This is a genomic window from Pseudomonas saudimassiliensis (assembly GCF_000939975.1).
GTDB classification, from domain to species: Bacteria; Pseudomonadota; Gammaproteobacteria; order Pseudomonadales; family Pseudomonadaceae; genus Halopseudomonas; species Halopseudomonas saudimassiliensis.
In genome coordinates this window covers 785,217-811,932 of record NZ_LK391969.1, presented here as the reverse complement: position 1 = coordinate 811,932, position 26,716 = coordinate 785,217, and the positions used below count along the sequence as shown (strand labels likewise).

The 26,716-nt window shown below is 64.0% G+C and carries 23 protein-coding genes; 18 read left to right on the top strand and 5 right to left on the bottom strand.

The window, feature by feature from the left end:
- The first annotated feature begins 44 nt into the window (after window positions 1-44).
- The 6 genes from VG99_RS03895 to VG99_RS03870 all read left to right on the top strand — a co-directional run bounded on the left by VG99_RS03895 (window position 45) and on the right by VG99_RS03870 (window position 8,332).
- Window positions 45-1,787 carry an FAD-dependent oxidoreductase gene (locus VG99_RS03895; protein ID WP_044498409.1) on the top strand — a complete coding sequence of 581 codons (1,743 nt, stop codon included), beginning with the start codon at window positions 45-47 and terminating at the stop codon, window positions 1,785-1,787.
- On the top strand, window positions 1,768-2,529 hold the full coding sequence (locus VG99_RS03890) for a glucose 1-dehydrogenase (protein ID WP_044498408.1): 762 nt from the start codon (window positions 1,768-1,770) through the stop codon (window positions 2,527-2,529). The genes VG99_RS03895 and VG99_RS03890 overlap by 20 nt, the downstream gene beginning before the upstream one ends.
- A 2-nt stretch (window positions 2,530-2,531) precedes the next feature.
- Window positions 2,532-3,566, top strand: coding sequence for a ferredoxin--NADP reductase (locus VG99_RS03885; protein ID WP_044498407.1), 1,035 nt, complete (start codon window positions 2,532-2,534; stop codon window positions 3,564-3,566).
- Window positions 3,567-3,585: 19 nt separating this feature from the next.
- A complete protein-coding gene (locus VG99_RS03880; RefSeq protein ID WP_044498406.1) occupies window positions 3,586-5,202 on the top strand; it encodes a FadD3 family acyl-CoA ligase in 1,617 nt (538 codons plus the stop codon).
- Between the two features lie 78 nt (window positions 5,203-5,280).
- Window positions 5,281-6,939: a DUF1302 domain-containing protein gene (locus VG99_RS03875; protein WP_239419805.1), complete on the top strand. Its 1,659-nt coding sequence runs from the start codon at window positions 5,281-5,283 to the stop codon at window positions 6,937-6,939.
- 13 nt (window positions 6,940-6,952) lie between these two features.
- Window positions 6,953-8,332, top strand: coding sequence for a DUF1329 domain-containing protein (locus tag VG99_RS03870; RefSeq protein WP_044498405.1), 1,380 nt, complete (start codon window positions 6,953-6,955; stop codon window positions 8,330-8,332).
- Between the two features lie 71 nt (window positions 8,333-8,403).
- Here VG99_RS03870 and VG99_RS03865 read toward each other — a convergent pair whose 3' ends face one another.
- Window positions 8,404-9,189, bottom strand: coding sequence for an enoyl-CoA hydratase (locus VG99_RS03865; protein WP_044498404.1), 786 nt, complete (start codon window positions 9,187-9,189; stop codon window positions 8,404-8,406).
- 140 nt (window positions 9,190-9,329) lie between these two features.
- Between VG99_RS03865 and VG99_RS03860 the strand changes: the two genes are divergently transcribed.
- The 6 genes from VG99_RS03860 to VG99_RS03835 are packed head-to-tail and all read left to right on the top strand — an operon-like array spanning window position 9,330 to window position 15,062.
- Window positions 9,330-10,115, top strand: a complete 786-nt coding sequence (locus tag VG99_RS03860) for an SDR family oxidoreductase (protein WP_044498403.1) — start codon at window positions 9,330-9,332, stop codon at window positions 10,113-10,115.
- 56 nt (window positions 10,116-10,171) lie between these two features.
- The gene (locus VG99_RS03855; RefSeq protein ID WP_044498402.1) at window positions 10,172-11,152 is read left to right on the top strand and encodes a bifunctional MaoC family dehydratase N-terminal/OB-fold nucleic acid binding domain-containing protein; all 981 of its coding nucleotides are present in this window, start codon (window positions 10,172-10,174) and stop codon (window positions 11,150-11,152) included.
- Window positions 11,153-11,165: 13 nt separating this feature from the next.
- On the top strand, window positions 11,166-12,302 hold the full coding sequence (locus VG99_RS03850; protein ID WP_044498401.1) for an acyl-CoA dehydrogenase family protein: 1,137 nt from the start codon (window positions 11,166-11,168) through the stop codon (window positions 12,300-12,302).
- Complete coding sequence (locus VG99_RS03845) at window positions 12,271-12,693, top strand: MaoC family dehydratase (RefSeq protein ID WP_044498400.1); 423 nt, start codon at window positions 12,271-12,273, stop codon at window positions 12,691-12,693. The genes VG99_RS03850 and VG99_RS03845 overlap by 32 nt, the downstream gene beginning before the upstream one ends.
- Before the next feature lie 13 nt (window positions 12,694-12,706).
- On the top strand, window positions 12,707-13,885 hold the full coding sequence (locus VG99_RS03840; protein ID WP_044498399.1) for a lipid-transfer protein: 1,179 nt from the start codon (window positions 12,707-12,709) through the stop codon (window positions 13,883-13,885).
- Between the two features lie 10 nt (window positions 13,886-13,895).
- Complete coding sequence (locus tag VG99_RS03835; protein ID WP_044498398.1) at window positions 13,896-15,062, top strand: acyl-CoA dehydrogenase family protein; 1,167 nt, start codon at window positions 13,896-13,898, stop codon at window positions 15,060-15,062.
- A 103-nt stretch (window positions 15,063-15,165) separates the two neighbouring features.
- Here the strand turns inward: VG99_RS03835 and fdxA are convergent, their stop codons facing one another.
- Together fdxA and mutS are read right to left on the bottom strand one after the other, a co-directional pair.
- The gene (gene fdxA, locus VG99_RS03830) at window positions 15,166-15,489 is read right to left on the bottom strand and encodes a ferredoxin FdxA (RefSeq protein ID WP_044498397.1); all 324 of its coding nucleotides are present in this window, start codon (window positions 15,487-15,489) and stop codon (window positions 15,166-15,168) included.
- A 144-nt stretch (window positions 15,490-15,633) separates the two neighbouring features.
- Window positions 15,634-18,210, bottom strand: a complete 2,577-nt coding sequence (gene mutS, locus VG99_RS03825) for a DNA mismatch repair protein MutS (RefSeq protein WP_239419802.1) — start codon at window positions 18,208-18,210, stop codon at window positions 15,634-15,636.
- 85 nt (window positions 18,211-18,295) lie between these two features.
- Between mutS and VG99_RS03820 the strand changes: the two genes are divergently transcribed.
- The 3 genes from VG99_RS03820 (at window position 18,296) to VG99_RS03810 (ending at window position 20,458) form a co-directional block, all read left to right on the top strand.
- Window positions 18,296-18,814, top strand: a complete 519-nt coding sequence (locus VG99_RS03820) for a CinA family protein (RefSeq protein WP_044498396.1) — start codon at window positions 18,296-18,298, stop codon at window positions 18,812-18,814.
- A gap of 140 nt (window positions 18,815-18,954) precedes the next feature.
- A complete protein-coding gene (gene recA, locus VG99_RS03815) occupies window positions 18,955-19,995 on the top strand; it encodes a recombinase RecA (protein ID WP_044498395.1) in 1,041 nt (346 codons plus the stop codon).
- 67 nt (window positions 19,996-20,062) lie between these two features.
- A complete protein-coding gene (locus tag VG99_RS03810) occupies window positions 20,063-20,458 on the top strand; it encodes a regulatory protein RecX (protein ID WP_044501420.1) in 396 nt (131 codons plus the stop codon).
- A gap of 44 nt (window positions 20,459-20,502) precedes the next feature.
- On the opposite strand, the gene VG99_RS03805 is transcribed toward VG99_RS03810, so the two are convergent.
- Window positions 20,503-20,901, bottom strand: coding sequence for a PA3611 family quorum-sensing-regulated virulence factor (locus tag VG99_RS03805; protein ID WP_052508687.1), 399 nt, complete (start codon window positions 20,899-20,901; stop codon window positions 20,503-20,505).
- A gap of 87 nt (window positions 20,902-20,988) precedes the next feature.
- A complete protein-coding gene (locus VG99_RS03800) occupies window positions 20,989-21,918 on the bottom strand; it encodes a DMT family transporter (protein WP_044498393.1) in 930 nt (309 codons plus the stop codon).
- Between the two features lie 173 nt (window positions 21,919-22,091).
- Between VG99_RS03800 and VG99_RS03795 the strand changes: the two genes are divergently transcribed.
- The 3 genes from VG99_RS03795 to VG99_RS03785 all read left to right on the top strand — a co-directional run bounded on the left by VG99_RS03795 (window position 22,092) and on the right by VG99_RS03785 (window position 26,711).
- Window positions 22,092-22,763 (top strand): response regulator transcription factor, encoded by a 672-nt coding sequence (locus tag VG99_RS03795; protein ID WP_044498392.1) that lies wholly within the window; start codon window positions 22,092-22,094, stop codon window positions 22,761-22,763.
- Between the two features lies 1 nt (window position 22,764).
- On the top strand, window positions 22,765-23,145 hold the full coding sequence (locus tag VG99_RS03790; RefSeq protein WP_044498391.1) for a diacylglycerol kinase: 381 nt from the start codon (window positions 22,765-22,767) through the stop codon (window positions 23,143-23,145).
- A gap of 92 nt (window positions 23,146-23,237) precedes the next feature.
- Window positions 23,238-26,711: a hybrid sensor histidine kinase/response regulator gene (locus tag VG99_RS03785; protein WP_044498390.1), complete on the top strand. Its 3,474-nt coding sequence runs from the start codon at window positions 23,238-23,240 to the stop codon at window positions 26,709-26,711.
- Window positions 26,712-26,716 lie beyond the last annotated feature (5 nt).

The following is a 26,716-nucleotide window of genomic DNA, read 5'->3' as shown; positions in this document are numbered from 1 at the left end:
CGGCCCGCCGGCGGCACCTGCTGAACAGTGACAAGAGTCTCGACATGCATAACAACAATGAATTCAGCGCAGAGTATGACCTTATCGTGGTGGGCTCCGGCGCGGGCGGCATGACCGCCGCAGTGACCGCCGCGGACCAGGGCCTGAAGGTACTGGTGGTGGAAAAGGCCGACCAGTACGGCGGAACCTCGGCCCTGTCCGGCGGTGGCATCTGGATCCCCAATAACCATTACTTCCGGGCCAAGGGCGGTAATGACAGTGAAGAGTTGTCCTGGACCTACCTGAAGGCCGCTGTCGGCGACCGGGTTGACGAGCGCCGCCTGCGCACCTATCTGAAGAAAGCCCCAGAAATGATCGCCTGGCTGGAAAAGCACACCCGGGTGCGTTACGCCGTGGCGGAAAAATACCCCGATTACTATCCCCACCTGCCTGGCTCGCTGCCGGGCGGTCGCAGTCTGGACCCCGAGCTGTTCGATCTCAGCCAGCTGGGTGACGAGCTGCACGCCATGCGCGAGGGTGCGCCGGGCAACATGCTGATGGGCCGCATCGCCTGGACCGCCAGGGATGCGCACCGCGCCATGTCCAAATCCCGTGGCTGGCGGCTGATGGTGCTGTGGATGATGCTGCGCTACAAGCTCGACTTCGCCTGGCGGCGCAGGACCAAGAGCAAGCGCGACCGCCGCGCGGCGCTGGGCAGCTCACTGGTAGCCAGTCTGCGTGCCTCCATGATGGACCGCGGTATCGCCCTGTGGCTGAAGACCGACATGCGTGAACTGATCGAGGAAGATGGCCGGGTCACGGGCATTCTGGTGGAGCGTGAGGGCCAGTTGCAGCGTCTGCATGCACGCAAGGGAGTGGTGCTGGCTGCCGGCGGCTTCGAACAGAACCAGGCGCTGCGGGACAAGTATCTGCCCCAGCCCAGCAATGTCGCCTGGAGCGCCACGCCCGCCGGCAACAATACCGGGGCGGCGCTGCTCGCCGCCCAGCAACTGGGCGCGGCCACCGATCTGATGGACTGGGGCTGGTGGGCGCCGAGCCTGCTGGTGCCCGGCGAGGACCGCGCCCGCGGCGTCTTTGCCGAGCGCGCCTTCCCCGGCGCCATTGTGGTCAACGGCCAGGGCAAACGCTTCGTCAACGAGGCGGCGCCTTACCTGGAGTTCGTCACCGCCATGTACGATGACCACCAGCAGACCGGCGCGAGCATTCCGGGCTGGGTGATCTTCGACAGCAAGTTCCGCTTCAACTACGCCATGGGTCCGTTGATGCCGGCGCAGATCATGCCTGACAGCCGCCTGCGCAAGGCCTGGCTGAACAACGTCTACTACAGGGCCGAGTCGCTGGACGCCCTGGCCGGCCAGATCGGCGTTGACGCCAGCGGTCTCAAGGCCACCGTGGAGCGGGTCAACGGTTTTGCCCGCAGTGGCGTGGACGAGGATTTCGGCCGTGGCGGCAACGTGTTCGATCGCTACTACGGCGACAGCAACGTCACGCCCAACCCCTGCCTGGCGCCGCTGGAGAAGGGCCCGTTCTATGCCATGCCCATGTACGCCGGCGACATCGGCACCAAGGGCGGCCTGCTGACCAACGAGCATGCGCAGGTGCTGCATGAGTCCGGCGAGCCGATCGCCGGGCTGTATGCCATCGGCAATACCTCGTCTTCGGTGATGGGCACCACCTATCCGGGCGCGGGCGGCACCCTGGGTCCGGCGATGACCTTCGGGTATGTCGCCGCGCACCATGCCGCGCAGGCCCGGCAGGAGCAGCGGCATGCAACCGCGACTGCTTGACCGGGTAGCGGTCGTCACCGGCGCCGCCAGCGGTATCGGCGCTGCGGTGGCCCGGCGCTTCGTGGGTGAAGGAGCGCAGGTGGTGCTGACTGATCTGAATGTGGAGCAGGGCGAGCGACTGGCTGCCGAGCTGGGCGACCAGGCGTTGTTCCTGCGTCAGGACGTCAGCGACCCGGCGGACTGGCAGGCGCTGGCGGCGCTGGTGCGCGAACGCTTTCCGCGGCTGGACGTGCTGGTCAACAACGCCGGCGTGCTGATTCCCGGCAGCATCGAGGAAGCCACGCTGGAGCAGTGGCACCGGCTGCTGCGGATCAATTCGGACAGCGTATTCCTCGGTTGCCAGACCGCCGTGGCGCTGATGAAGGATGCCGGCGGCGGCTCCATCATCAACATGTCCTCGATCGCGGCGCTGGCCGCGCGCCATGACTATCTGGCGTACGGCGCCAGCAAGGGGGCAGTTGCCGCGCTGACCCGCAGCGTGGCGGTGCACTGTCGCCGCGCCAAATACCGCATTCGCTGTAACTCGGTCCATCCCGACGGGGTCATGACCCCGATGACCCAGGGCGGCTATCCGCAGGGGATGGATTCATCGCTGTTTACCATCGATCACGATCCGATGAACCGCGCCTGCCTTCCCGAGGATGTCGCCGGGGCTGTGCTGTATCTGGCTTCGGACGACTCCCGGGCCGTCAACGGCATCGAGCTGCGCGTGGACAGCGGACAATTTGTAATGAGTATCTGATTATGACGACGCCCGAATACATCACCCTGGAAGTGGCCGCGGTTATCGCGGAAACCCACGACAGCTGCTCCTTCGAAATGACAGTGCCACCGGAGCTGGCGGAGCGCTTCCGCTATCGCCCCGGTCAGTTCCTGACCCTGCGCATTCCCCATGGCGACGACTGGCTGCCGCGGTGCTACTCGCTGTCCAGTTCACCCTTCGCCGAGGAAAACCTGCGGGTCACGGTCAAGCGTGTGGACGACGGGCGCGGCTCCAACTGGCTGTGTGACCAGGTCAAGCCCGGCGACCGCATCCAGGTGCTGGCGCCGGCCGGTGTATTCGTGCCACGGCAGCTGGACGGCGACTTCCTGCTGTTCGCTGGGGGCAGCGGCATCACCCCGGTGCTGTCGATCCTGCGCTCGGTACTCAGCCAGGCAGACGGCCGGGTGCGGCTGGTGTACGCCAACCGGGATGAAAAGTCGGTGATCTTCCAGGAGCTGCTGCAGGGGCTGGTGCGCGAATACCCGCAGCGGCTGCAGGTGATCCACTGGCTCAACAGCGTGCAGGGCCTGCCGAGTGTGCCACAGCTGGCCCATCTGGCCGCGGGCTTCGAGCATGCCGAGGCGTTCATCTGTGGCCCCGGCCCCTTCATGGATGCCTGTGTCGAGGCGCTGGGCGTGGCCGGCCTGCCGGGCAAGGCAGTGCATGTGGAGCGCTTTGTATCCCTGCCCAGTGAAAGCGAGCAGCCGAACGTGTCCATCGTCGAGCATCTGGGCGCGGCGGCAACCCGGCTGGTGGTGGAACTGGATGGAGAAACCCACGAGATCGATTGCGAGGAGGGCGAGCTGCTGCTGGCTGCCATGCGCCGCGAGGGCATCCAGGCGCCGCACTCCTGCCTGGTCGGATCCTGTGCGTCGTGCATGTGCACCCTGGTCGAAGGCAGCGTGGACCTGATGAACAACGACGCTCTGGACCAGCAGGAGCTGAACGAAGGCTGGACGCTGGCCTGCCAGGCGGTCGCCACCAGCGACCGGGTGCATTTGCGTTTCCCCGACTGAACAAGTGAGACAAGTAGTCATGGCCAGTGTATACCCGAGCTTTGAAGATCTGCCCGCATCCATCCCGGCACTGGTGCTGGAGGCTGCCGAACGCCATGGCCCACGCGCGGCGTTGGAGCATGGCGAGCAGCGCATCACCTATGCCGAACTGCCCGGACACATGTTGCAGGTCACGCGCGCGTTGATCGCCGCCGGCATCGGCAAGGGCGACCGCGTGGTGATCTGGGCGCCCAACTGTGTGGAGTGGGTAGTGCTGGCCCTGGGCTTGCAGGCGGCCGGTGCGGTGCTGGTGCCGCTCAATACCCGCATGAAGGGCGCCGAGGCGGCGGATATCGTCGCCCGCAGCGGCGCGCGCCTAGCCTTCGTCCAGGGCAGTTTCCTCGGTACCGACTACCCGGCGATGCTGGATCAGTACCGCCCGGCCACGCTGGAACGCATGGTCGTCATCGGTACTGCGCCGAGCCAGCCGGGCGACCAGGAACTGCAGCAGTTTCTGGCCGGCGCCGGGCAGGTACCCCTGGAGCAGGCGCTGGCCAGTGCCAGGTCGATCGCCCCGACGGATCTGTCCGACCTGCTGTTCACCTCGGGCACCACCGGCAAGTCCAAGGGCGTGATGTGCGCCCATGGCCCGTCCCTGCGCGCCTTCAACGAATATGTGCGGATCATCGGGCTGGTACCTGGCGATCGCTATCTGGTGGTCAACCCGTTCTTCCATTCCTTCGGCTACAAGGCCGGTTGGCTGACCTGCCTGCTGGGCGGCGCAACCATCCTGCCGCAACCGGTATTCGATGCCGATGAGGTCTTCCGGCGGGTGGCCGAGGAGCGCATCACCGTGCTGCCTGGGCCGCCGACGCTGTACCTGTCGATGCTCGATCACCCCGAGCTGGGCCGCAAGGACCTGTCCAGCCTGCGGGTCGCGGTCACCGGCGCCTCGACCATTCCACCGGTGCTGATCCAGCGCATCCGCCAGGAGCTGGGCTGCGCGGTGGTCACCACTGCCTATGGCCTGACCGAATGTGGCGGTCTGGCGACGATCTGCGATCCGGCGGACTCGGCCGAGGTGATTGCCGGCACCAGCGGTAAGCCGATCCCCGGCACCGAGCTGGCGATCCTCGATTCCGAGGGCAAGCCGGTTCCGGTGGGGCACAACGGCGAGATATGCCTGCGGGGCTTTCATCTGATGCAGGGCTATTTCGATGACCCCGGGGCTACCCAGGATACGTTTGATGCCCAGGGCTGGTTGCATACCGGAGACATCGGCAGCCTGGATGGACAGGGCAATCTGCGCATCACCGGGCGACTCAAGGACATGTTCATCGTCGGTGGCTTCAACTGTTATCCGGCGGAAATCGAAGCAGCGTTGAGCGAACATCCAGCCATTGCCCAGGTGGCAGTGTTGGGGGTGCCGGACGAGCGCATGGGTGAGGTCGGTTGCGCCTGCGTGGTGCTGCGACAGGGCGAGGCCCTGACGGCAGTGGAGCTGATCACCTGGAGCCGCGAGCGGATGGCCAACTACAAGGTGCCGCGGCGGGTGGAATTCTTCGAGCAACTGCCCACCAACGCCTCGAACAAGGTGGACAAGCTGCTGCTGGCTCGGCAGCTGCGGGAGGAAGAAAGCGCTTCATACTCTGTATGAGGTATGCGGTTCGCTGTCGCCATTCTGATACTTGAAGCTCGCAAACCACTGTGCGAACAACAACATCAGGAGCAGACAGTGAATAACAAGAAGATCCCTCTTGCGCGCCTTGCAGTGCGGGGTACACCCCTCGCGATGGCCGTTGCGGTTGCGTTGAACAGCCCGACGGCCACTGCCTTGCCCTCGCTGGATTTCAGCAACGGGCTGAGCATCGATTCCCAGATTACTGCCAACTACACCTATTCCTTCCGGACCCGCGGCCCTGACAGCCGCTACCTAGCCCCGGAAGCGCTGAACAACGACGACGGCACCCGCAACTTCGACCGCTATGCGCCGGTGAACAACCGGGTCAGCCTGTTCGGCGAGATCCTCGCCACCAAGGACAACTACGGTGCGGTACTGCGCGCCAGTCATTTCTATGACGACGTCTACAAGGGCACGAACGACAACGACTCGGCCGCCACGGTCAACCGCCTGGTGGGTCAGGGCGGCGACGAGCAGCACTTCGTCAGCAAGACCCGCAGCGAGAGTGGCAGCCGCTTCCAGCTGCTCGATGCCTACGTCTATGGCAGCTGGCCGATCGGCGAAGAACAGTACCTGTCAATGAATCTGGGCCGCCATCTGGTGGCCTGGGGCGAGAGTCTGTTCTGGACCAACATCAGCCAGGGCCAGGCGCCGGTGGATGCGACCAAGTTCAACGTCCCCGGTACCGAAGCCAAGGATGCCTACCTGCCGGTCAACCAGTTCTCCTTCACCTACGCGCTGAACGATCGATGGGCATTTACCGGTTTCTACCAGTTGGAGTGGGAAAAGACCCGCCTGAACCCGGTGGGTGACTTCTTCAGCACCACCGACTTCTTCGGCCCCGGCGCGCAGTTCATGCGCTTTGCCCCGGGGGTAATCGACAGTCTGCCGGACGGTGCCGTGGTGGCCAGTGCCGGCGATCGCGACCCGCGTGATTCCGGCCAATGGGGGTTGGGGGTGCGCTGGAATATCGACTTCAACACCGAGGTCGGGCTCTACCACTACCGCTATCACGACCGCGTTGCCTCCATGTTCCTGGATATGACGGGCACCACCCGCTACTCGTCCCTGGACAGCATCGACCACCTGGACGCCGCCGGCCCGGTGATCAAGTTCGGCTATTTCGAGGACATCAAGCTGACCGGCCTGAGCCTGACCTCCAAGGTGGGCGATGTGCAGATCGGCTCGGATATCAGCCTGCGCCAGGATGCACCCGTGGTGCTGGCCGGCGGTGCACCGACCACCGGTGAGCTGCTGATGACCAGTGCCAACTTCGTCTACATGATGGGTCCCAACGGCCTCGCCAACCAGACGACCCTGATGGGGGAAGTGGTCAACCAGCGCATCATGGATGTCGACACCCTCTACATGGACGCCGGCGGGGTAATCTCCACCGACGACGACTACACCTATGGCACCCAGACCCGCTCCAGCACCCTGCTGGGCCTGGGTGCGGTCCTTGATTATCCGAGCGTATTCACCGGCTGGGACCTGAGCCTGAACGCCACCTGGCAGCAGAACCTCGATGGCAGCGCCTACCAGGGCCTGGGTCGCGACGAGAAGACCCTGACGCTGGGCGCGGACTTCAGCTACATGGGCAACTTCGAGATCGGCACCACCTGGGTCAACTACCTGTCCTCGCCGGATGTCGACAAGGGCCGCCTGATGGCCGACCGCGACTATCTGTCATTCAACGTCAAATACACTTTCTGAGGGAGCAAACCGCATGCGCATGATCAAACCTCTGGGTGCGGCCGTGGTGGCTGCGAATATGCTGCTGGGTGCAGGGCTGGCACACGCTGCTGCCACGCCGGAAGAAATCGCCCGCCTGGGCAAGGATCTCACCTGTGTTGGCGCCGAGAAGGCAGCCAACGCCGACGGCAGCATCACCGCGTGGACCGGCAAATGGCTGGGCGTGCCGGATCACATGGAAGCGCCGATTCCCGGCCAGCATCCGGTAGACCCCTATCCCGATGACCAGCCGCTGTTCACCATTACCGCAGCGAACATGGCCGAGCACGCCGAGCGCCTGTCGGCCGGCCAGAAGGCCCTGTTCGAGACCTATCCGGACACCTTTGCCATTCCGGTATATGAAACCCGCCGGGACTTCCGCTTCCCCGACAGCGTCTGTGAAGCGACCCTGGAGAATGCCAAGTCAGCCAAGGTGGTCAGTGATGGTGAGGGCGTCGAGGGAACCACCGGTGGCATCCTTTTCCCCTTCCCGAAAACCGGGCTGGAGCTGATGTGGACATCATCCTTCTTCACCTACCGCCCCTGGACCGAAGAGCTGGTGTCGGATAACGCCTATGTGCTGAGCAACGGTCGCATCACCTGGGGCCAGGTGGCGTCGAAGAACCTGGCGCCGCCACTGGAGCCGGGCAAGATCGGCACCACTACCGGCGCATCATCCTACTACCGCAATGAGACGCTGCTGCCCCAGCGCGACCGGGGTGAAATCAACACCGGCATCGAGTTCTTCGACCATGCCAAGGAGCCGCGTCAGAGCTGGCGCTACGACCCGGGTACCCGCCGTGTGCGCCAGTCGCCGGAATATGGCTTTGACATGCAGTTCCCCGGCTCCGGCGGCACCATCACCGTCGACGAGGTGCGGATCTTCAACGGCTCGGGCCAGCGCTACAACTGGAAGATCGTCGGCAAGCAGGAGATGTACGTACCGGCCAACGCCTATCGCATCCACTCTCCGGAGGTGAAATATGAAGACCTGCTGACCCCGGGCCACGTCAATCCCGAGTACATGCGCTATGAGCTGAGAAGGGTCTGGGTGCTGGAAGCCAACATCAAGGACAACTACCGCCACCTGTACACCAAGCGGCACATGTATGTGGACGAGGATACCTGGCTGATGGTGATGGGCGACAACTACGACGCCCGCGGTGGCCTGTGGCGCACCTCGATGGTCAACTACTATTACGCGCCCGAAGCCCAGACCTGGCAAGCCGGTGCCGGTCTGTACCATGACCTGCAGGCACGCAGTCATCTGGCGTTCAACCTGGTCAACGAGCAGCCCAAGGGCTATCTCCTCAACCAGGGCGGGCTGTCGTCCCGCGATTTCGGCCCTGAGGCCGCGCGCCGCGCGGGTCGCTGACCACGGGTCCGCTCCTTGGCGCGGACTAGTGCTAGAAACAATAATCCCGCCGCTGGCGGGATTATTGTTTGTCAGTTGCCGGTAAACCGCGGCCGGCGCTTCTCGATAAACGCCTGCATCCCTTCCTTCTGATCCTGGGAGGCGAACAGCAAAGCGTTAGCCTTGCGCTCCAACGCCAGCGCCGCCTCCAGCGAGGCGTCCATGCCGGCCAGGATCACTTCCTTTATCTGCTCGGCGGCCAGCGGCGGCATCCCGGCAATCAATATGGCCTGCTCCAGGGCCGCAGCCTGTACCTGGTCGTCCTCCACTACCTCGCTGACCAATCCGGCGATATGGGCTTCTTCGGCGCTGATGGGCCGGCCGGTCAGCGCCATCTGCATCGCCTTGGCCTTGCCCACCGCGCGCACCAGCCGCTGGGTGCCGCCGATGCCAGGCATGATGCCGATGCGGATTTCCGGCTGGGAGAAGCGCGCGCTGCGCCCGGCAATGAGGATGTCGGCATGCATTGCCAGTTCGCAGCCGCCACCGTAGGCATAGCCGCACACCGCGGCGATCACCGGCTTGGGGCATTGCTGGATCGGCGCCCAGGTGCGTTCGGTATGGCGCTGGTAGATATCGATGGCGCCAACCCCGGCCATGCTGGAGATGTCGCCCCCGGCGGCGAATACCTTGTCACCGCCGGTGAGGATGATGCAGCGGATCTGCGGGTCGGTGGCCAGTTGGCGGAAGTGCTCGGCCAGCAGTGCCTGCAGTTCGAGGCTGAGGGCGTTGGTCACCGTTGGCCGGTTGAGGGTGAGCCGGGCCACGCCGGGGGCGGGCAGGTCGAGCAGGACGCAGGGGGAGTCGGATGAGGACATGGTAGGCCTTTGGCTGCAGAGGATGGGAACTGGCTTCGATTGTTGGTTTGGCATGGGTGTGCTTCATCGTCCGTTCAGACGAAGTGAGGAGACGGTCGAGCCCATAGAGTGAGGCCATGACTTCAAATGAGGGGTGGTGTATGCAGTCTCCCAGCCAACTGGATTATCGCGGCAAGGTGGTGCTGGTTACCGGCGGCACCAAGGGTATTGGTGCGGGTATCGCCAGTGCCTATCTGGCCGCCGGGGCGCAGGTATTCGTCTGCGGGCGCCAGGAGCCCGAGCACTTGCCCGAGGCGGACGGTCGCCAGGCGCAGTTCCTGGCCGCCGACGTACGGGATGTGGAGGCCACGGCTGCCGTGTTCGAACGTATCGGCGAACTGGCCGGCCGGCTCGATGTGCTGGTCAACAATGCCGGCGGCAGCCCCTATGCCGAGGCCGCCACTGCCTCCCCGCGCTTCAGCGAAAGCATCCTGCGCCTGAATCTGCTGGCGCCGCTGAACATCGCCCAGCAGGCCAACCAGCTGATGCAGCAGCAGGCCGAGGGCGGGGTGATCATCTTTATCGGTTCGGTCAGCGCCTCGCGTCCCTCGCCCGGTACTGCCGTCTATGGTGCTGCCAAGGCCGGCATCGTGGCGCTGGCCAGCTCGCTGGCGGTGGAGTGGGGCCCCAAGGTCAGGGTGCTGACCATCAGTCCCGGGCTGATCCGCACCGAACAATCCCATCTGCATTATGGCGACGAGGCCGGTATTGCCGCGGTGGGGGCGGGCATTCCCGCTGGCCGCATGGGCGAGCCGGAGGATATCGCCAATGCCTGTCTGTATGCCGGCTCGCCAATGGCGGCCTATTTCAGCGGTACCAACCTGCTGTTGCACGGCGGCGGAGAACGGCCAGCGTTTCTGGCTGCCTCCAATGCCGGCAAGGCGTGACCCAACCTGACGACGCCGACAACGGCAGCGTCCAATAGAACGATCAGGAGACGAACTTGGCTGAACAAGAATTGCTAGACAAGATACAGGCCATGGTCGGGCGCGAGTACGGTCGCGTCTACGCCTGGGATCGGGTGAATGCACCCATGATCCGGCAGTGGTGCGAGATCATGGGGATCAAGAATCCGCTGTATACCGACCCGGCATTTGCCCGTGCCCAGGGCCACGCCGATGTGGTCGCACCGCCCGGCATGCTGCAGGTGTGGGGCATGGGTGGCCTGGACCAGGAGAACTTCCCCGAGGGTTCGAGCAAGGAGAACAACTTCGAGGTGCTCAAGGTCATCGAGCCCTACGGTTATCCAGCGGTGGTGGCGGTCAATTCGGATCTGCACTTCGACCGCCCGGTCATTGCCGGTGAGCGTCTGTTCTTCTCCAGCAAGCTGGACAGTGTCAGCGATGAGAAGACCACGCCCCTGGGTACCGGTTTCTTCGTAACCGTGCTGATGACCTATTTCTCCCAAGGGGAAAACGGTGCCAGCGACGAGGAAGTCGGGCGCCAGCTGTTCCGCGTCTTCAAGTTCAAGCCGGCCCAGCGTCCCGAGGCCGCCAAGGCCCAAGCCCAGCCGAAGGAAGCCCCCAAGGCCAAGCGCCCGCTGCCGGGCAAGAGCGATGACACCCGGTTCTTCTGGGACGGCTGCGAGGCCGGCAAGCTGCTGATCCAGCGCTGCACCGATTGCCAGACGCTGCGCCATCCGCCCGCGCCGGTGTGCATCAAGTGCCACAGCTTCGAGTGGGACACGCAGGAAGCCAGCGGCAGGGCCAGCCTGTATTCCTTTGTCGTCATGCATTACCCGGAAGTCCCGCCGTTCGATTACCCCAACCCGATTGGCCTGGTCGAGCTGGAGGAGGGCGTACGGTTGATCGCCGGCCTGGTGGGCGTAGAGCCGGAGCAACTGGAAATCGGTCAACAGCTGCAGGTGGAATTCCAGCGTTTCGACGACCGGCAGACCCTGCCGCAATTCCGCCCGGTGGGCTGACAGGAGGCGTGCCATGGATTTTTCACTGAGTGAAGACCAGCGGGCTATCGCCGAGATGGCGGACAGCGTGTTTCGCGACTACTGCACCGATGAGCAGATGCGCGAATTCGATCTGGATGATCAGCCGTTCATGCTGCCGCTGTGGCAGACCTGCATCGAGACTGGCCTGCAGGCGCTGGCGATCCCGGAAGCCTTCGGCGGCAGTGGCATGGGGATTACCGATCTGCACTGCGTGCTCAAGGCGCAGGGCGCTGGGCTGGGCCAGGTTCCGCTGTGGCAACACCAGTTGACCGCCGCCTGCCTGGTCGCGCATGGCACCGACAGCCAGCGTGAACTGGTCCAGCAGGCCGCCGCCGGTGAGCTGCTGCTGAGCCTGTCGCTGCAAGGCCTGGCCGCTGGCCGCGGCCTGGCCCTGCAACTGGTACAGCAGGAAGGGCGCTTGCAACTGCAGGGCCAGGCCAACGCGGTGGATGTCGCCGCCCAGGCGGATCGCCTGCTGCTGGTGGCTGATAGCGCGGAAGGCCCGCGACTGGTGCTGCTCGATCCGCGCAGTGAAGGCGTCGAACTGGTAGCGGGTGTTGCCAATCACGGCCTGGCGGTAGCGGATGTGCTGTGCCGCAACGTGCTGGTCGAGGCGGACCAGGTACTGCCCGCGGCAGCCTTGCCCTGGCTCGAGCAGCGCGCCATCGCCGCGGTGGCGGCGCTCCAGCTGGGCGTCAGCGAAGAGCAGGTGCGGCGTACCGTGGAGTACATCAACCAGCGCGAACAGTTTGGCCGGGCTATCGGTACCTTCCAGGCGGTGCAGATGAGCATGGCCGATTCCCATATCGCCCTGGAAGGGTTGCGGACCGCGCTCTACCAGCTGTGCTACCGCCTGGATGCCGGCCTGCCAAGTGATTCCGAGGCGCTGGCGACGCGCTTCCTGGGTACCGAGGCGGCCCACCTGGTCGGCCACAAGACCCAGCATGTGCACGGCGGTATCGGTGTCGACCTGACCTATCCGATTCACCGTTTTCTCTACTGGAGCCGTTACCTGAGCCTGACACTGGGCGGCTCCGCTGCCACGCTCGAGCGTCTCGGTGACTGGCTGGCCAACAATGACAAGCTTGGATGGAAATATGACCTCGATGAAAACAATAACCTTTGCTGAAACCAGCCTCGGCGAGCAACTGCCCGAGCTGTCGATTCCGATCACCGTGACCCTGATCAACGGCGGCGCCATCGCCACCCGTGACTACTTTCCCGGCCACCACGACGTCGAGGCCGCCCGGGAACTGGGCTCGCCGCACATCTTCATGAACATCCTCACCACCACCGCGCTGGTGCAGCGGTTTATCGAAGACTGGGCCGGCCCGCTGGCCAGCTTCAAGGATATCCGCATCAAGCTGGGGGTGCCGAACTACCCCGGTGACACCATGACCTTCAGCGGTGAGGTAACGGAGCGGGATGAGGCCAGCCGATCGGTGGTCATCACCCTCAAGGGCAAGAATTCCATGGGCAACCACGCGGCCGGTACGGTCAGCCTGGTCCTGCCCGCATAACGGAGACGCACAGATGAATGATGCATTGCTTTCCGGCAAGGCTGCGATTGCCGGCCTGGGCGCTACCGAGTTTTCCAAGAATTCCGGGCGCACCGAACTGCGCCTGGCAATGGAAGCGACACTGGCGGCCCTGGCTGATGCTGGTATCGACCCCAAGGATGTTGACGGTTTCAGCTCCTACTCAGTGGACAAGGTGCCCGAGTACGAGATCGCCCGGCTGCTGGGCTGCGACCAGGTCAAGTTCTTTTCCCAGGTGCCCCATGGCGGCGGCGCGGCCTGTGGTCCGGTGATGCACGCGGCCATGGCCGTGGCCACCGGCGTGGCGAAGACCGTGGTGGTCTACCGGGCAATGAACGAGCGCTCCTGGTACCGCTTTGGTACCGGCAGCTACGGCTTCGGCGACACGCCGTTGTTCGATAACGTCAACTATGGCTGGTACATGCCCCACGGCTTCCATACCCCGGCCTCCTGGGTCGGTATGTTCGCCCGCCGCTACATGCACACCTATGGCGCCACCACCGAGGATTTCGGCCGGATCGCCGTGGCCGCTCGCGACTTTGCCGCGACCAATCCGGCGGCGTTTTTCCATGGCAAGCCGATTACCCTGGAAGATCACCAGAACTCCCGCTGGATCTGCGACCCGCTGCGCCTTTTAGACTGCTGCCAGGAATCCGATGGCGCAGTGGCCATGGTCATCACCTCGGTGGAGCGCGCCCGTGATCTGCAGCAGAAGCCGGTGATCATCAAGGGAGCGTCCCAGGGTATCGCCGAAGGTCAGCAAAGCATGACGTCCTTCTACCGTGACGACATCACCGGCCTGCCGGAGATGGGCGTGGTGGCCAGGGAGATCTACCGCCAATCCGGCCTGGGTCCGGATGCGATCCAGACTGCCGTCATCTATGACCATTTCACGCCCTTTGTCATGCCGCAGCTGGAAGAGTTCGGCTTCTGCGATCGGGGCGGCGCCAAGGAATTCATCCGCGCCGGGCACCATGCCCGCGGCGGGCGGCTGCCGATCAATACCCATGGCGGGCAGTTGGGCGAGGCCTACATCCACGGCATGAACGGCATCGCCGAGGGCGTGCGCCAGGTGCGCGGCAGTTCGGTGAACCAGGTGGGCAATGTGGAAAACGTACTGGTTACCGCCGGCACTGGTGTGCCGACCAGCGGCCTGATTCTGGGCGTAGCCTGAGGAGCGCAGCATGTTTGTCGATCTGACCGCGGAACAGAAAAAGCTGCGCCTGGAGGTGCGGGATTACTTCAACAACCTGATGACTGACGAGCTGCGCTGTGAGTTGCGCGGCGCGGAGGGCTCGGACACGTCGAACCGGCTGGTGCGGCAGATGGGCAAGGACGGTTGGCTGGCGGTCGGCTGGCCGAAGGAATACGGCGGGCAGGGCTATGGCCCGACCGAGCAGTTGATCTTCTTCGAGGAGGCCAACATTGCCGGCGCGCCGCTGCCCTTCGTCACCATCAGCACCGTAGGCCCGGCACTGATGCAGCATGGCTCGGCGGAACAGAAGGAAAGCTTCCTGCCGGGTATCGCCGCCGGGGAGATTCATTTTGCCATCGGCTACTCCGAGCCGGGCGCCGGGTCCGACCTGGCTACCCTGAAAACCACGGCGCGGGTCGAGGACAACGGCTTCGTGGTCAATGGCAACAAGCTGTGGACCTCCGGTGCCCATTCCGCCGACTACATCTGGCTGGCGGCGCGGACCAACCCGGAGGAGGCGCGGCACAAGGGTATTTCCATCCTGATCGTCGACACCCAGGCCGAGGGCTTCTCCCATACCCTGATCCCGACCTGCAGCAACCCGACCGCGGCGACCTACTACGACAATGTGTTCGTCCCGTCGAATCGCTTGGTGGGTGAGTTGAACAAGGGCTGGAACCTGGTGACCGCCCAGCTCAACCACGAGCGGCTGGGGCTGGGTTCCTGGTCGGATCGGGTGGTGGGGATCTTCCGCAAGGTCTATCTATGGGCGCGGGCGGAGGATGAACAGGGCCGGCGCGCGACGGATCAGGCCTGGGTGCGCAGCCTGCTCGCCGAGTGCTACGCCAGGATCGAGGCCATGCGCCTGATCAATTTCCGCATTGCCGCCGACCTGGAGCAGGGGCGCATGGATGTAGCGCTGGCCTCGACCACCAAGGTATTCGGTTCCGAGGCGGTGGTCGATATCCTGCGCAAGCTCAGCGAAGTGGTGGGCGCCAACGGCCTGATCCGCGAGGGCAGCGCCGCTGCCTTCCTGCAGGGTGAGCTGGAATATGATGTCCGTGCCTGCGTGACCCTGACCTTCGGGGGTGGGACCAACGAGATCCAGCGTGAGTTGATCGCGCAGTTTGGTCTGGGGATGCCGCGGTCGCGGTAGGTGACGCTGGGGGCGGTTCAATCCGCAATCCAGCATCCCAGCTCGATGGACCATAAAAAAGGCCGATCATCAGATCGGCCTTTTTCTACTTCCGGGGCTGAACTCAGCGCTCCAGATGCTCCAGCTTGTCCGCCACACCGTCCCACTCTTCCGCATCGGGCAGGGAATCTTTCTTTTCGGTGATGTTCGGCCAGATGTCAGCCAGTTCGGCGTTGAGCTCGATGTAGACCTGCTGGTTCTCCGGCACCTCGTCCTCGGCGAAGATCGCGTTGGCCGGGCACTCGGGCTCGCACAGGGCGCAGTCGATGCACTCGTCGGGGTGAATGACCAGGAAGTTCGGACCTTCGTAGAAGCAGTCTACAGGGCAGACCTCAACGCAATCGGTGTACTTGCATTTGATGCAGTTGTCGGTCACAACAAAGGTCATGGCTGGTCTCCCAAAAAGGCGTGACGAAAGATGGCGCGTATTCTAGCAGCAAATTTCCCGGTGGGGCACGTCGCAAGCGGATATTTACCCGCTGGCGACATTTGGCTGCAGTTTAATGATAATTAGTATCATTTATCCTGTTTTTCAGCCTGCTTCTGCCTTCCATTGATACAGTAATTCCAGCGCCTGGCGTGGGGTCAGTTCGTCCGGCTTGAGACGCTGCAGCGCTTCCAGCACCGGATGGGGCGCCGCGGCGAAGAGGTCGTTCTGCACCGGCATGCTGTGCTGGGTCGAGCCGCTGGAGAGCTGTTTCAGGCTCTGCTGCTCCAGGTCGGCCAGGTGCTGGCGTGCCCGCTCGATTACCGGTCGCGGAACGCCGGCCAATTGGGCCACCTGCAGGCCATAGCTCTGGCTTGCCGGGCCGGGTAATACGGTATGCAGGAAGACGATGCGCTCGTTATGTTCGGTGGCGTTCAGGTGCACGTTGGCCACGCCCGGGTCGCTGTCGGCCAGGGCCGTCAGCTCGAAATAGTGCGTGGCGAACAGGGTAAACGCCCGAACCTGGGCCAGGTATTCGGCGGCTGACCAGGCCAGCGACAGGCCATCGAAGGTACTGGTACCGCGGCCCACTTCATCCATCAGCACCAGGCTGCAATCGGTGGCGTTGTGCAGGATGTTGGCGGTTTCGCTCATTTCCACCATGAAGGTCGAGCGGCCGCCGGCCAGGTCGTCGCTGGAGCCGATGCGGGTGAAGATACGGTCGACCGGGGACAGCTCCACTTTGGCGGCCGGCACAAAGGCCCCGATATGGGCCAGCAGCACGATCAGTGCCGTCTGGCGCATGTAGGTCGATTTACCGCCCATGTTCGGACCAGTGATGACCAGCATGCGGGTGTCTGCGGTGAGCTGCAGGTCGTTGGCGACAAAGGGGCCGTCGAGCACCTTCTCCACCACCGGATGGCGGCCCTGTTCGATGCACAGCTGGCTGCTGCCGGGGATGAAGGTCGGGCGGCAATAGTCGAGGGTGGCGGCCCGTTCTGCCAGGCAGGTCAGCACGTCCAGCTCGGCGAGGCTGGCGGCGCTGTCCTGCAGTCGAGCCAGGTCTTCGTTCAGGCGGTCCAGCAACTCGTCGTAGAGCTGTTTTTCCCGGGCCAGGGCACGGCTGCGCGCCGACAGGGCCTTGTCCTCGAACTCCTTGAGCTCGGGGGTGATGAAGCGCTCGGCGCCCTTGAGGGTCTGCCGGCGAATGTAATCGGCTGGCGCCTGCTGCGACTGGCCGCGGGACAGCTCGATGAAATAGCCATGCACGCGGTTGTAGCCAACCTTGAGGGTCGACAGGCCGGTGCGCTCGCGTTCACGGGTTTCCAGGTCGACCAGGTATTGCCCGGCGTTCTCGCTGATGTTCTGCAGCTCATCCAGTTCGCTGTCATAGCCGGCCTTGATCACGCCGCCGTCGCGGATCACCGCGGGCGGATTGTCGATGACGGCCCGCTGCAGCAATTCGGCGAGCTCGGGGTAGGTCGAGACCGTCCGCGCCAGTGCGGCGATGTGGGGAGTGGTGACCGGCTCGAGGGTGGCCTGCAGCTCCGGCAGGGTGGCCAGCGCATCGCGCAGCCGCGCCAGGTCCCGCGGGCGGGCCGAGCGCAGCGCGACGCGGGCGAGGATGCGTTCGATATCGCCAATGCCCTTGAGCACTGGATGGATGGTCTCGTAGTGGTAGCCATCGATCAGCCCGGCGATGCTGTCCTGCCGTGCCTGCAATACGGTCAGGTCGCGCAGCGGGCGGTTCAGCCAGCGGGCCAGCAGGCGGCTGCCCATGGCAGTGGCACTGTGATCCAGCACATCGAGCAGCGTATTGTCGCGGCTGCCCGCCAGGTTGCAGTCGATCTCCAGGTTGCGCCGGCTGGCGCCATCGATCACCACGCTGTCTTCGAAGCGTTCCTGCACAATGCTGCGCAGGTGGGGCAGGGCGGTGCGCTGGGTTTCCTTGGCGTAGCACAGCAGCGCCCCGGCAGCGCCCAGGCCCAGGGTCAGGTCGGCGCAACCGAAGCCGACCAGGTCCTTGGTGCCGAACTGCTGGGTCAGGGTCTTGTGGGCGCTGTCCTGGTCGAATTCCCAAGGGGCGCGGCGGCGTACCGAGCGGCGACGCTCAATCGGTGTGTTGGCTTCCCAATCGTCGGGGATCAGCAATTCCGCGGGCGCCAGGCGTTCCAGCTCGCCGAGCAGGGTTTCCCAGCCGCCCAGCTCCATGGCAGTGAAGCGCCCACTGTTGATATCCAGGGTCGCCAGGCCGAAGCGCCGTTCGTTGCCGACCAGGGCCGCCAGCAGGTTGTCGCGGCGTTCATCAAGCAGCGCCTCGTCGCTCACGGTGCCGGGGGTAAGGATACGCACCACCTGCCGCTCGACCGGTCCCTTGCTGGTGGCCGGGTCACCGATCTGCTCGCAGATCACCACGGATTCGCCGAGCTTGACCAGCTTGGCCAGATAGCCCTCGGCGGCATGGAAGGGGATACCGGCCATGGGGATCGGTTGCCCCCCGGAGTTGCCCCGGGCAGTGAGGGTGATATCCAGCAGGCGCGCGGCCTTCTTCGCGTCCTCGTGGAACAACTCGTAGAAATCGCCCATCCGATAGAACAGCAACTGATCGGGATGCTGCTGTTTTATGCCGAAATACTGCTGCATCATCGGCGTGTGGGTAACGGATTTCTCGGCGCGGCTCATGAAGTTCCCTGATCGATAGTTCTGCAAGAAAAGGGCATAGTCTAACAAAGCGGTGCCGTCTTTCACGCAAGATGAGGAGATGCTGATGTCACACTATGATCCCTTGATCGATTCGGCTGCAGCCCGGCTGGGCAATGCCCTGCGCCAACAGGGGCTGCGGGTGACGGCCGCCGAATCCTGCACCGGCGGCGGCATCGCCGAGGCAATCACCCGGGTGAGCGGTAGCTCCGGCTGGTTCGATACCGGTTTTGTCACCTACGCCAACCACAGCAAGGCGCGCTGGCTGGGGGTGGATGAGGCGGATCTGCAGCAGTTCGGTGCAGTCAGCGAGCCGGTGGTGCGGGCCATGGCCGAGGGCGCGCTGGAAGCCGCCGAGGCGGACCTGGCGGTCGCGGTGAGTGGCATTGCCGGTCCGGAGGGCGGCACACCGGACAAGCCGGTCGGGACTGTGTGGTTTGCCTGGGCGGTGCGCGACCGGGGCGTGCTCAGTCAGTGCCGCCGCCTGCATGGCAGCCGCCGGGATGTACGCGCACAGACGGTGTTGCACGGACTGGAGGGATTGATCCGGGAACTGGAGAAACTGGCGGCTAACCGGTCGGGATAAATTGCTGATCGCCGCACAGTCTCGATGAAAGGGGGTAGGCGATTCCGGGCAACTGTGGAATAATCACTGACCATACATACAGTATTTTGTTTCTCCAATTTCGGGACGCTCGCGTACCCCCCCATACCAGAGGATGCACAATGGACGACAACAAAAAGAAGGCGCTTTCGGCGGCTTTGAGTCAGATTGAACGTCAATTTGGCAAGGGCGCGGTCATGCGCATGGGCGATCATGAACGCCAGGCGATCCCGTCGATCTCCACCGGCTCGCTGGGTCTGGATATCGCCCTGGGCCTGGGCGGTCTGCCCAAGGGCCGTATTGTCGAGATCTACGGTCCGGAATCATCCGGTAAGACCACATTGACCCTGTCGGTCATTGCCCAGGCGCAGAAGAACGGCGCCACCTGCGCCTTCGTTGACGCCGAGCACGCGCTGGACCCGGAGTACGCCGGCAAGCTGGGCGTGAATGTCGATGACCTGCTGGTCTCCCAGCCGGATACCGGTGAACAGGCTCTGGAGATCACCGACATGCTGGTGCGCTCCAACGCCGTCGACGTGATCATCGTCGACTCCGTGGCGGCGCTGGTGCCCAAGGCCGAGATCGAAGGCGACATGGGTGACCACCACGTGGGCGTGCAGGCGCGACTGATGTCCCAGGCGCTGCGCAAGATCACCGGCAACATCAAGAATGCCAACTGCCTGGTGATCTTCATCAACCAGATCCGCATGAAGATCGGCGTGATGTTCGGCAACCCGGAAACCACCACCGGTGGTAACGCGCTGAAGTTCTACTCCTCGGTCCGTCTGGATATCCGCCGTACCGGCGCGGTGAAGGAAGGCGACGAGGTGGTCGGCAGTGAAACCCGGGTCAAGGTCGTGAAGAACAAGGTGGCGCCGCCGTTCCGTCAGGCCGAGTTCCAGATCCTGTACGGCACCGGCATCTACCACAACGCCGAGATCATCGACCTGGGTGTACAGATTGGCCAGATCGAGAAATCCGGTGCCTGGTACAGCTACAAGGGCAACAAGATCGGCCAGGGCAAGGCCAACGCGGCCAAGTTCCTCGCGGACAACCAGCAGATTGCCGATGAAATCGAAAAGGCCATCCGCGACGAATTGCTGCCCAAGCCCAGCAACAAGGCCGCTGCAGCAGTTGAAGAGAATGCCGATCTCGACGGTTGATATCGTCTGCTGAGCCGTGTTCGGCAAACAGACCCTGGATACCCCGGCAGCGATCCGCCGCACCGCGATGGATCTGCTGGCCCGGCGGGAACACAGCTACGCCGAGATGCTGCGCAAGTTGCGCCAGCGCGGTGCTGCCACCGAGCTGGCGGAAATCGAACTGGATCGGTTGCAGGAGCAGGGGCTGCTCAGTGATGAGCGCTTCTGTGAAGCCTATGTCTATTCCCGCAGCCAGCGCGGTTATGGGCCGGTCCGGCTGCGCGAAGAGCTACGCCAGCGGGGTGTGGCGGAGCGGCTGATAGATGAGGTGCTGAGGGATGACGCCTGGGATTGGGGCGCCCTGGCCCAGAGCGCATTCGCCAAGCGCTTCCCCGAAGGTCAGGCCACTGATCTCAAGGAGCGTGCCAAACAGCAACGCTTCATGCAGTACCGCGGTTTCGGCGGTTACTTCCACAACATCTGATACGGTCCGAGCGTGCAACTTGCACGCCCGTTAGCCCGTATGGGTTACATCGCCTGGCAATGATCTGCCACGAAACTCTGGGTCAGTACCGGCTGGTTGGAGTCGGCCAGGACGAAATGGTAGGTCAGGGTGGCACCCATATCCAGCAGGCGGCGGAAGCGCTGATCGGCGCATACGCTGCTCTGCAACTGGCTGCGCACCACCAGCGGATCACTCTGCATGTGCGAGGCATAGACGGTATCGACGGTCAGGTGATTGATGAGTTCCTGGCCCTGGGCGGTGAAACCTTCATCGACGATGTTGGCGTTCAGTTGTCGAGGCGTTCCCTTGCTGCTCTGTTCCGCCACCGTCTTCAGGGCGGATTCCAGACGGGTTTCGCGCAATGATGCCGCCTGGCTGGGCAGAGCGATCAACAGGGTAAGCATGACGATAAGGTAACGCATTAGGGATCTCCGGCGACTTTTCATGTGTGCGAGCGTACATCTGTGACCGCCTTCACCCCGACTGGTTCTGGGCTGGCGGAAATTTACTCAGTGATGGCCAGCCGGCTCCTGTTGAACCGTGGCCGGGCTGTGCCGGCGCTGCCGATACAGCGGCACCAGCTGGGCGATCAGCATGCCGGTCAGCATCAGGCCACAGCCGATGAAGCCGCGCACGCTGAGGGTTTCGTTGAGCACCAGCCAACCGGCCAGCGCGGCAAATACCGCTTCCAGGCTGAGGATGATAGCGGCATGTGATGCTACCGCGTCCTTCTGCGCCACCACCTGCAAGGTGAAACCGATACCCACCGCCAGCAAACCGCCGTAGAGAATGGCCGGCAACGCCAGGCGGATGGCGTTCGGGTCGATTTCCTCCAGCAGCAGGGCCAGCACGGCGCTGATGAGCGCACATACCACGAACTGGATAAAGGCAACGCGAATCGGATCAAAGCGCGAAGCCAGTGTCCCGACCAGCAACACATGAACCGCCCAGCAGGCCGCGCCAGCCAGTTGCAACAGGTCGCCGGAGGCAATGCGGTAATCGGCGTTGACGCTGAGCAGCAGCATGCCCACCACCGCCAGCCCGGCGCCGCCCCAGGTCGCCAGACCGCTGCGGATACCCAGCAGCAGGCTGAACAGGGGGACCAGGATGACGTAAAGCCCAGTAATGAACCCCGAGTTGGTCACCGTGGTGAACATCAGGCCGATCTGCTGCAAGTTGATGCCCAGGGTCAACACCATGCCCAGCACCACACTGCCCAGCACCATCGGCTTGCTGAAGCGGCGTGCCGCAGGATCGGCGCTGGGCCGAACCAGCAGCACCAGCGGCAGTATCACCAGTGAGCCAATGGCAAAGCGCAGGGCGGTGAAGAGAAATGGACCGATGTGAGCCATGCCCAGACTCTGGGCCACGAAGGTGGTGCCCCAGATGAGCGCGGTAATCAACATCAGGGCGTCCGCCCGGTAGCTGCGCAGATTCATGCAAGCCCTTGTACTGTCAGAAAAAAGAGGTGAATTATGCGCAGCTCGACCGGTACAAGACAACGTGTCATTCATAGGGTTCCGGCAAACGAATTGACGGATGCTGTCTCCAGTGTCAGTCTGTGTCGCTGCGCGATGACATATCCGGACACATTACACAGGCAGGGAGCGGCATGGGGCCAATCTACGAGATTCTGATTGCGGACGACCATCCCTTGTTTCGCAGCGCGCTGTTCCAGGCGTTGAGCAGCGGGCTGAATGCCGAGATCAAGTTGACCGAAGCCGGGTCGATTGCCGAATTGCAGTCCCTGCTCGATCAGCGCAGCGCCTGGGATCTGGTCCTGCTGGATCTGAACATGCCGGGCGCCCACGGTTTCTCCGGGCTGGTACTGTTGCGCAGTCATTATCCCCATGTGCCGGTGATCGTCATCTCCGCCCAGGAAGAAGCTGCGGTGGTCAAGCGCGCCCGGGACTTCGGCGCCAGCGGCTTCATTCCCAAATCCTCCAGCCTCGAGGCTATCCAGCAGTCGGTGCAGGACGTCCTCGACGGCGATGTCTGCTGGCCCGCCCAGGTAAATGAAGCGGTCGCCCCGCTCAGCGCCGAGGAGGAGGCCATCAGCGCCCAGCTGGCCAGCCTGACGCCCCAGCAATTCCGGGTATTGAGCATGGTCTGTGACGGTTTGCTCAACAAGCAGATCGCCTACGAGCTGAATGTCTCCGAGGCCACCATCAAGGCCCACGTGACCGCCATCTTCCGTAAGCTGGGCGTACGTACCCGCACCCAGGCGGCGCTGGCGCTGCAGCATATGGAGCTGGCCAAATCGGGGCGCCAGCCCCTCGCCTGACATGGAACCGGCAGACAACCCCTATAAAGGCATCACCGGCATCCGCCGCATCTGGCGCGCCTGCGGCTATTCGCTGGATGGGCTCAAGGTGGCCTACCGGGGCGAAGCGGCTTTCCGGCAACTGGTCTGGATCGCGGCGCTGTTGTTGCCGGTGGCCTGCCTGGTGCCCGTCACGCCGACCTCCCGCGCCCTGCTGATTGCGGTGGTGCTGCTGTCGCTGGTGGTGGAATTGCTCAATTCGGCGATCGAGACGGCTATCGATCGCATCTCGCTGGAGCGGCACCCGCTGTCGAAAGCGTCCAAGGATATGGGCAGCGCGGCGCAGCTGCTCAGCCTGGTGATGATCGCCGTGGTTTGGGCGCTGGTCCTGCTCGGCAGCTGAGCGGCTTCGACTTAGGTCTGAGACCCTGCTTCTGGGCAAAGCGGGCGCTGCCTGCCAGACTACGCACTCCCCATTTTCGAGATTGACCGTCAATGATGCTTTCCGGCGGACTGGTTGCGTCCATTTTCCTGATCTACATGGCTTGCCTGTTCGCCATCGCCTTCTGGGGTGATCGGCAGACCGGCGAGTTCAGTCCCCGGGTGCGCGTCTGGGTCTACAGCCTGTCGCTGGCGGTTTGGTGTACCAGCTGGACCTTTTTTGGCGCGGTGGGCATGGCCGCGGGCCAGATCTGGGATTTTCTGCCGATCTATATCGGCCCGGTGATCCTGTTCATGCTCGGCTGGCGCCTGTACGCGCGCATGCTGGCGATCAGCAAGCAGGAAAACATCACCTCCATCGCCGACTTCATCGCGTCGCGCTATGGCAAGTCCCAGGGCCTGGGCGTGGTGGTGGCGCTGCTGTGCCTGGTGAGCGTGCTGCCCTATATTGCCCTGCAGCTAAAGGGCATAGTGCTGGGGTTCACCCTGCTCACCGGCGCGCAGGCGTCGCTGGCCGAGGGCGGGCAGGGGGCAGAAGACACCGCGCTGGTGGTGACTTTCCTGCTGGCATTGTTCACCATCCTGTTTGGCACCCGCAGCCTGGATGCTACCGAACACCACCGGGGCATGATGCTCGCCATTGCCTTCGAGTCGCTGGTCAAATTACTGGCCTTTATCGCGGTGGGTGTATTCGTCACCTTCGGGCTGTTCGGCGGCTTTGCCGACCTGCTTGAGCGGGCGGGCAATAGCCCGGAGCTTGCCGAGTACTGGCAGCGCGAGACCCTGCATACCAACCTGCTGTTCCAGACCTTCATCGCGATCCTGGCCTTCCTGTGCCTGCCGCGCCAGTTCCAGGTCACGGTAGTGGAGAATATCCAGTCCACCGACCTGCGGGTAGCGCGCTGGGTTTTCCCAGCCTACCTGGTGCTGGCCGGCTTGTTCGTGGTGCCGATCAGCCTGGCCGGCCAATTGAATTTTGGCACGGCTTACTCCCCTGATTCCTATGTCATCAACCTGCCGCTGATGGAAGGCCAGCCGGTGCTGGCGCTGCTGGCTTTCATCGGCGGCGCCTCGGCGGCCACCGGGATGGTGATCGTCGCGGCCATCGCCCTGAGTACCATGGTCTCCAATGACGTGGTGCTGCCGCTGCTGCTGCGCAACCAGAAGCAATCGGAGCGCTCCTACGAGGAATTCCGGGGCTGGCTGCTGAATATCCGCCGCAGCAGCATCTTAATCATCCTGCTGCTGGCCTATGTGGTCTATCGCGTGATCGGCAACGCTGGCAGCCTGGCCAATACCGGGCAGATTGCCTTTGCCGCGATCGCCCAGCTGGCACCGGCGATGTTCGGCGCGCTGTTCTGGAAGCAGGCCAACCGTACCGGCGTCTTCGCCGGGCTGATGGTGGGGATCGCCCTGTGGCTCTACCTGCTGATCCTGCCTGTGCTGGGTATCGATGGCATCGCGGACTGGCCGCTGCTGGCGGAGATGTACGACAACGCCTTCGGCCTGCCGGTCGATGGGCTGACCCTGGGCAGCATGCTGGCCCTGGGCTGCAACTTTGCGGTCTTCGTGGTGGTGTCCATTTTCAGCCGGACCCGGGTACTCGAACACTGGCAGGCCAGCCGCTTTGTCAGTCTGGACGGCGACCAGTGGGCCGACGGTCCCAGCCGGGCCATGTTGCGGGTTACCGTGGAAGACCTGCTGACCCTGGCGGCGCGCTTTGTCGGTGACGAGCGGGCGCGGGCCGGGTTCGAGCGTTTTGCCGAGGCCCAGGACGTGGCCTTCGTCCCGAGCCAGGTGGCCGACAGCAGCTGGATCACCCAGACCGAGCGGCTGCTGGCCGGGGTACTGGGCGCGTCCTCGGCGCGGGTGGTGGTGAAAGCCGCCATCGAAGGGCGCGACATGCACTTCGAGGACGTAGTGCGCATCGTCGACGAAGCCTCCGAGGTATTGCAATTCAACCGCGGGCTGCTGCAGGGCGCGATCGAGAATATTACCCAGGGCATCAGCGTGGTGGACAAGGAGCTGCGCTTGGTGGCCTGGAACCATCGCTACCTGGAGATGTTCCAGTACCCTGAGGGGCTGATTACCATCGGCCGGCCCATTGCCGATCTCATCCTGTGCAACGCACGCCGTGGCCTGTGCGGGCCGGGCGATCCGCAGATGCACGTGGAAAAGCGCGTCAACTGGATGCGGCGCGGCACTGCCCACCGCTCCGAGCGCCTGTTTCCCAATGGTCGGGTGATCGAGATTATCGGCAACCCCATGCCAGGCGGCGGCTTCGTCATGAGTTTTACCGACATCACCGCCTTCCGCGAGGCCGAAAAGGGGCTCAAGGAATCCAATGAGGGCCTGGAGCAGCGGGTGGCCGAGCGTACCCGGGAACTGTCCGAGCTCAACCAGGCGCTGATCCAGGCCAAGGCCCAGACCGAGCAGGCCAGCCAATCCAAGGGGCGCTTCCTCACTGCCGTGAGCCATGACCTGATGCAGCCGATGAACGCGGCCCGGCTGTTCTCCGCCTCCCTGGCCCACCAGCCGAACCTGCCCGCTGAAGCCCAGGAACTGGTGCGGCACCTGGATACCTCGCTGCGTTCGGCGGAGGACCTGATCTCCGACCTGCTCGACCTGTCACGCCTGGAATCCGACCGCATCACCCCGGAATGGAGCAGCTTCCTGCTGACCGAGTTGCTGGAGCCGTTGCGCATCGAGTTCGGCGCACTGGCGGCGGAGCAGGGCGTTGATTTGCGGGTCTACGGCAGTCGCCTGCGGGTGCGCAGCGATATCCGCCTGCTGCGTCGGGTGCTGCAGAACTTCCTCACCAACGCCTTCCGTTATGCGGCCGACTCCCGGGTGGTGCTGGGTATGCGCCGGTTGCCGGGTAAGGTACGCATCGAGGTCTGGGACCAGGGGCCGGGTATCCCCCGGGACAAGTTGCAGACCATCTTCGAGGAGTTCCAGCGGCTGGATAACCACCGCACCCAGGCCGAGAAGGGCTTGGGGCTGGGGCTGGCCATCGCCGATGGCCTGTGCCGCGTGCTCGGGCATGAGCTGGCGGTGCGGTCCTGGCCGGGGCGCGGCAGTGTGTTCAGCGTGACCGTCCCGGTGGACAGCTATGACCGCCGGGCCAGGACGCCCCACGCGCAGAACGTGCCGGCGCTGAGCGGCGCCCAGGTGCTGTGCATCGATAACGAGCCCAACATTCTCACCGGCATGAACAGCCTGCTGAGCCGTTGGCAGTGCAATGTCGGCATCGCCCGGGATCGGCGCGAAGTGCAGGCGCTGCTGGACTCGGGCTTCCGCCCGGAACTGGTACTGGTGGACTACCACCTGGACGAAGGCGATACCGGCATCGAGCTGATGACCTGGCTGCGCGGCTTGTCGGAAACGACGCTGCCGGGCGTGGTGATCAGCGCTGATGGCCGCGACGAGCTCATCATGCGCATTCGGCTCAATGGCCTGGATTACCTGCCCAAGCCGGTGAAGCCCGCAGCGCTGCGGGCGTTGATCAGTCGCTACGTCAATCTCTGACCTGG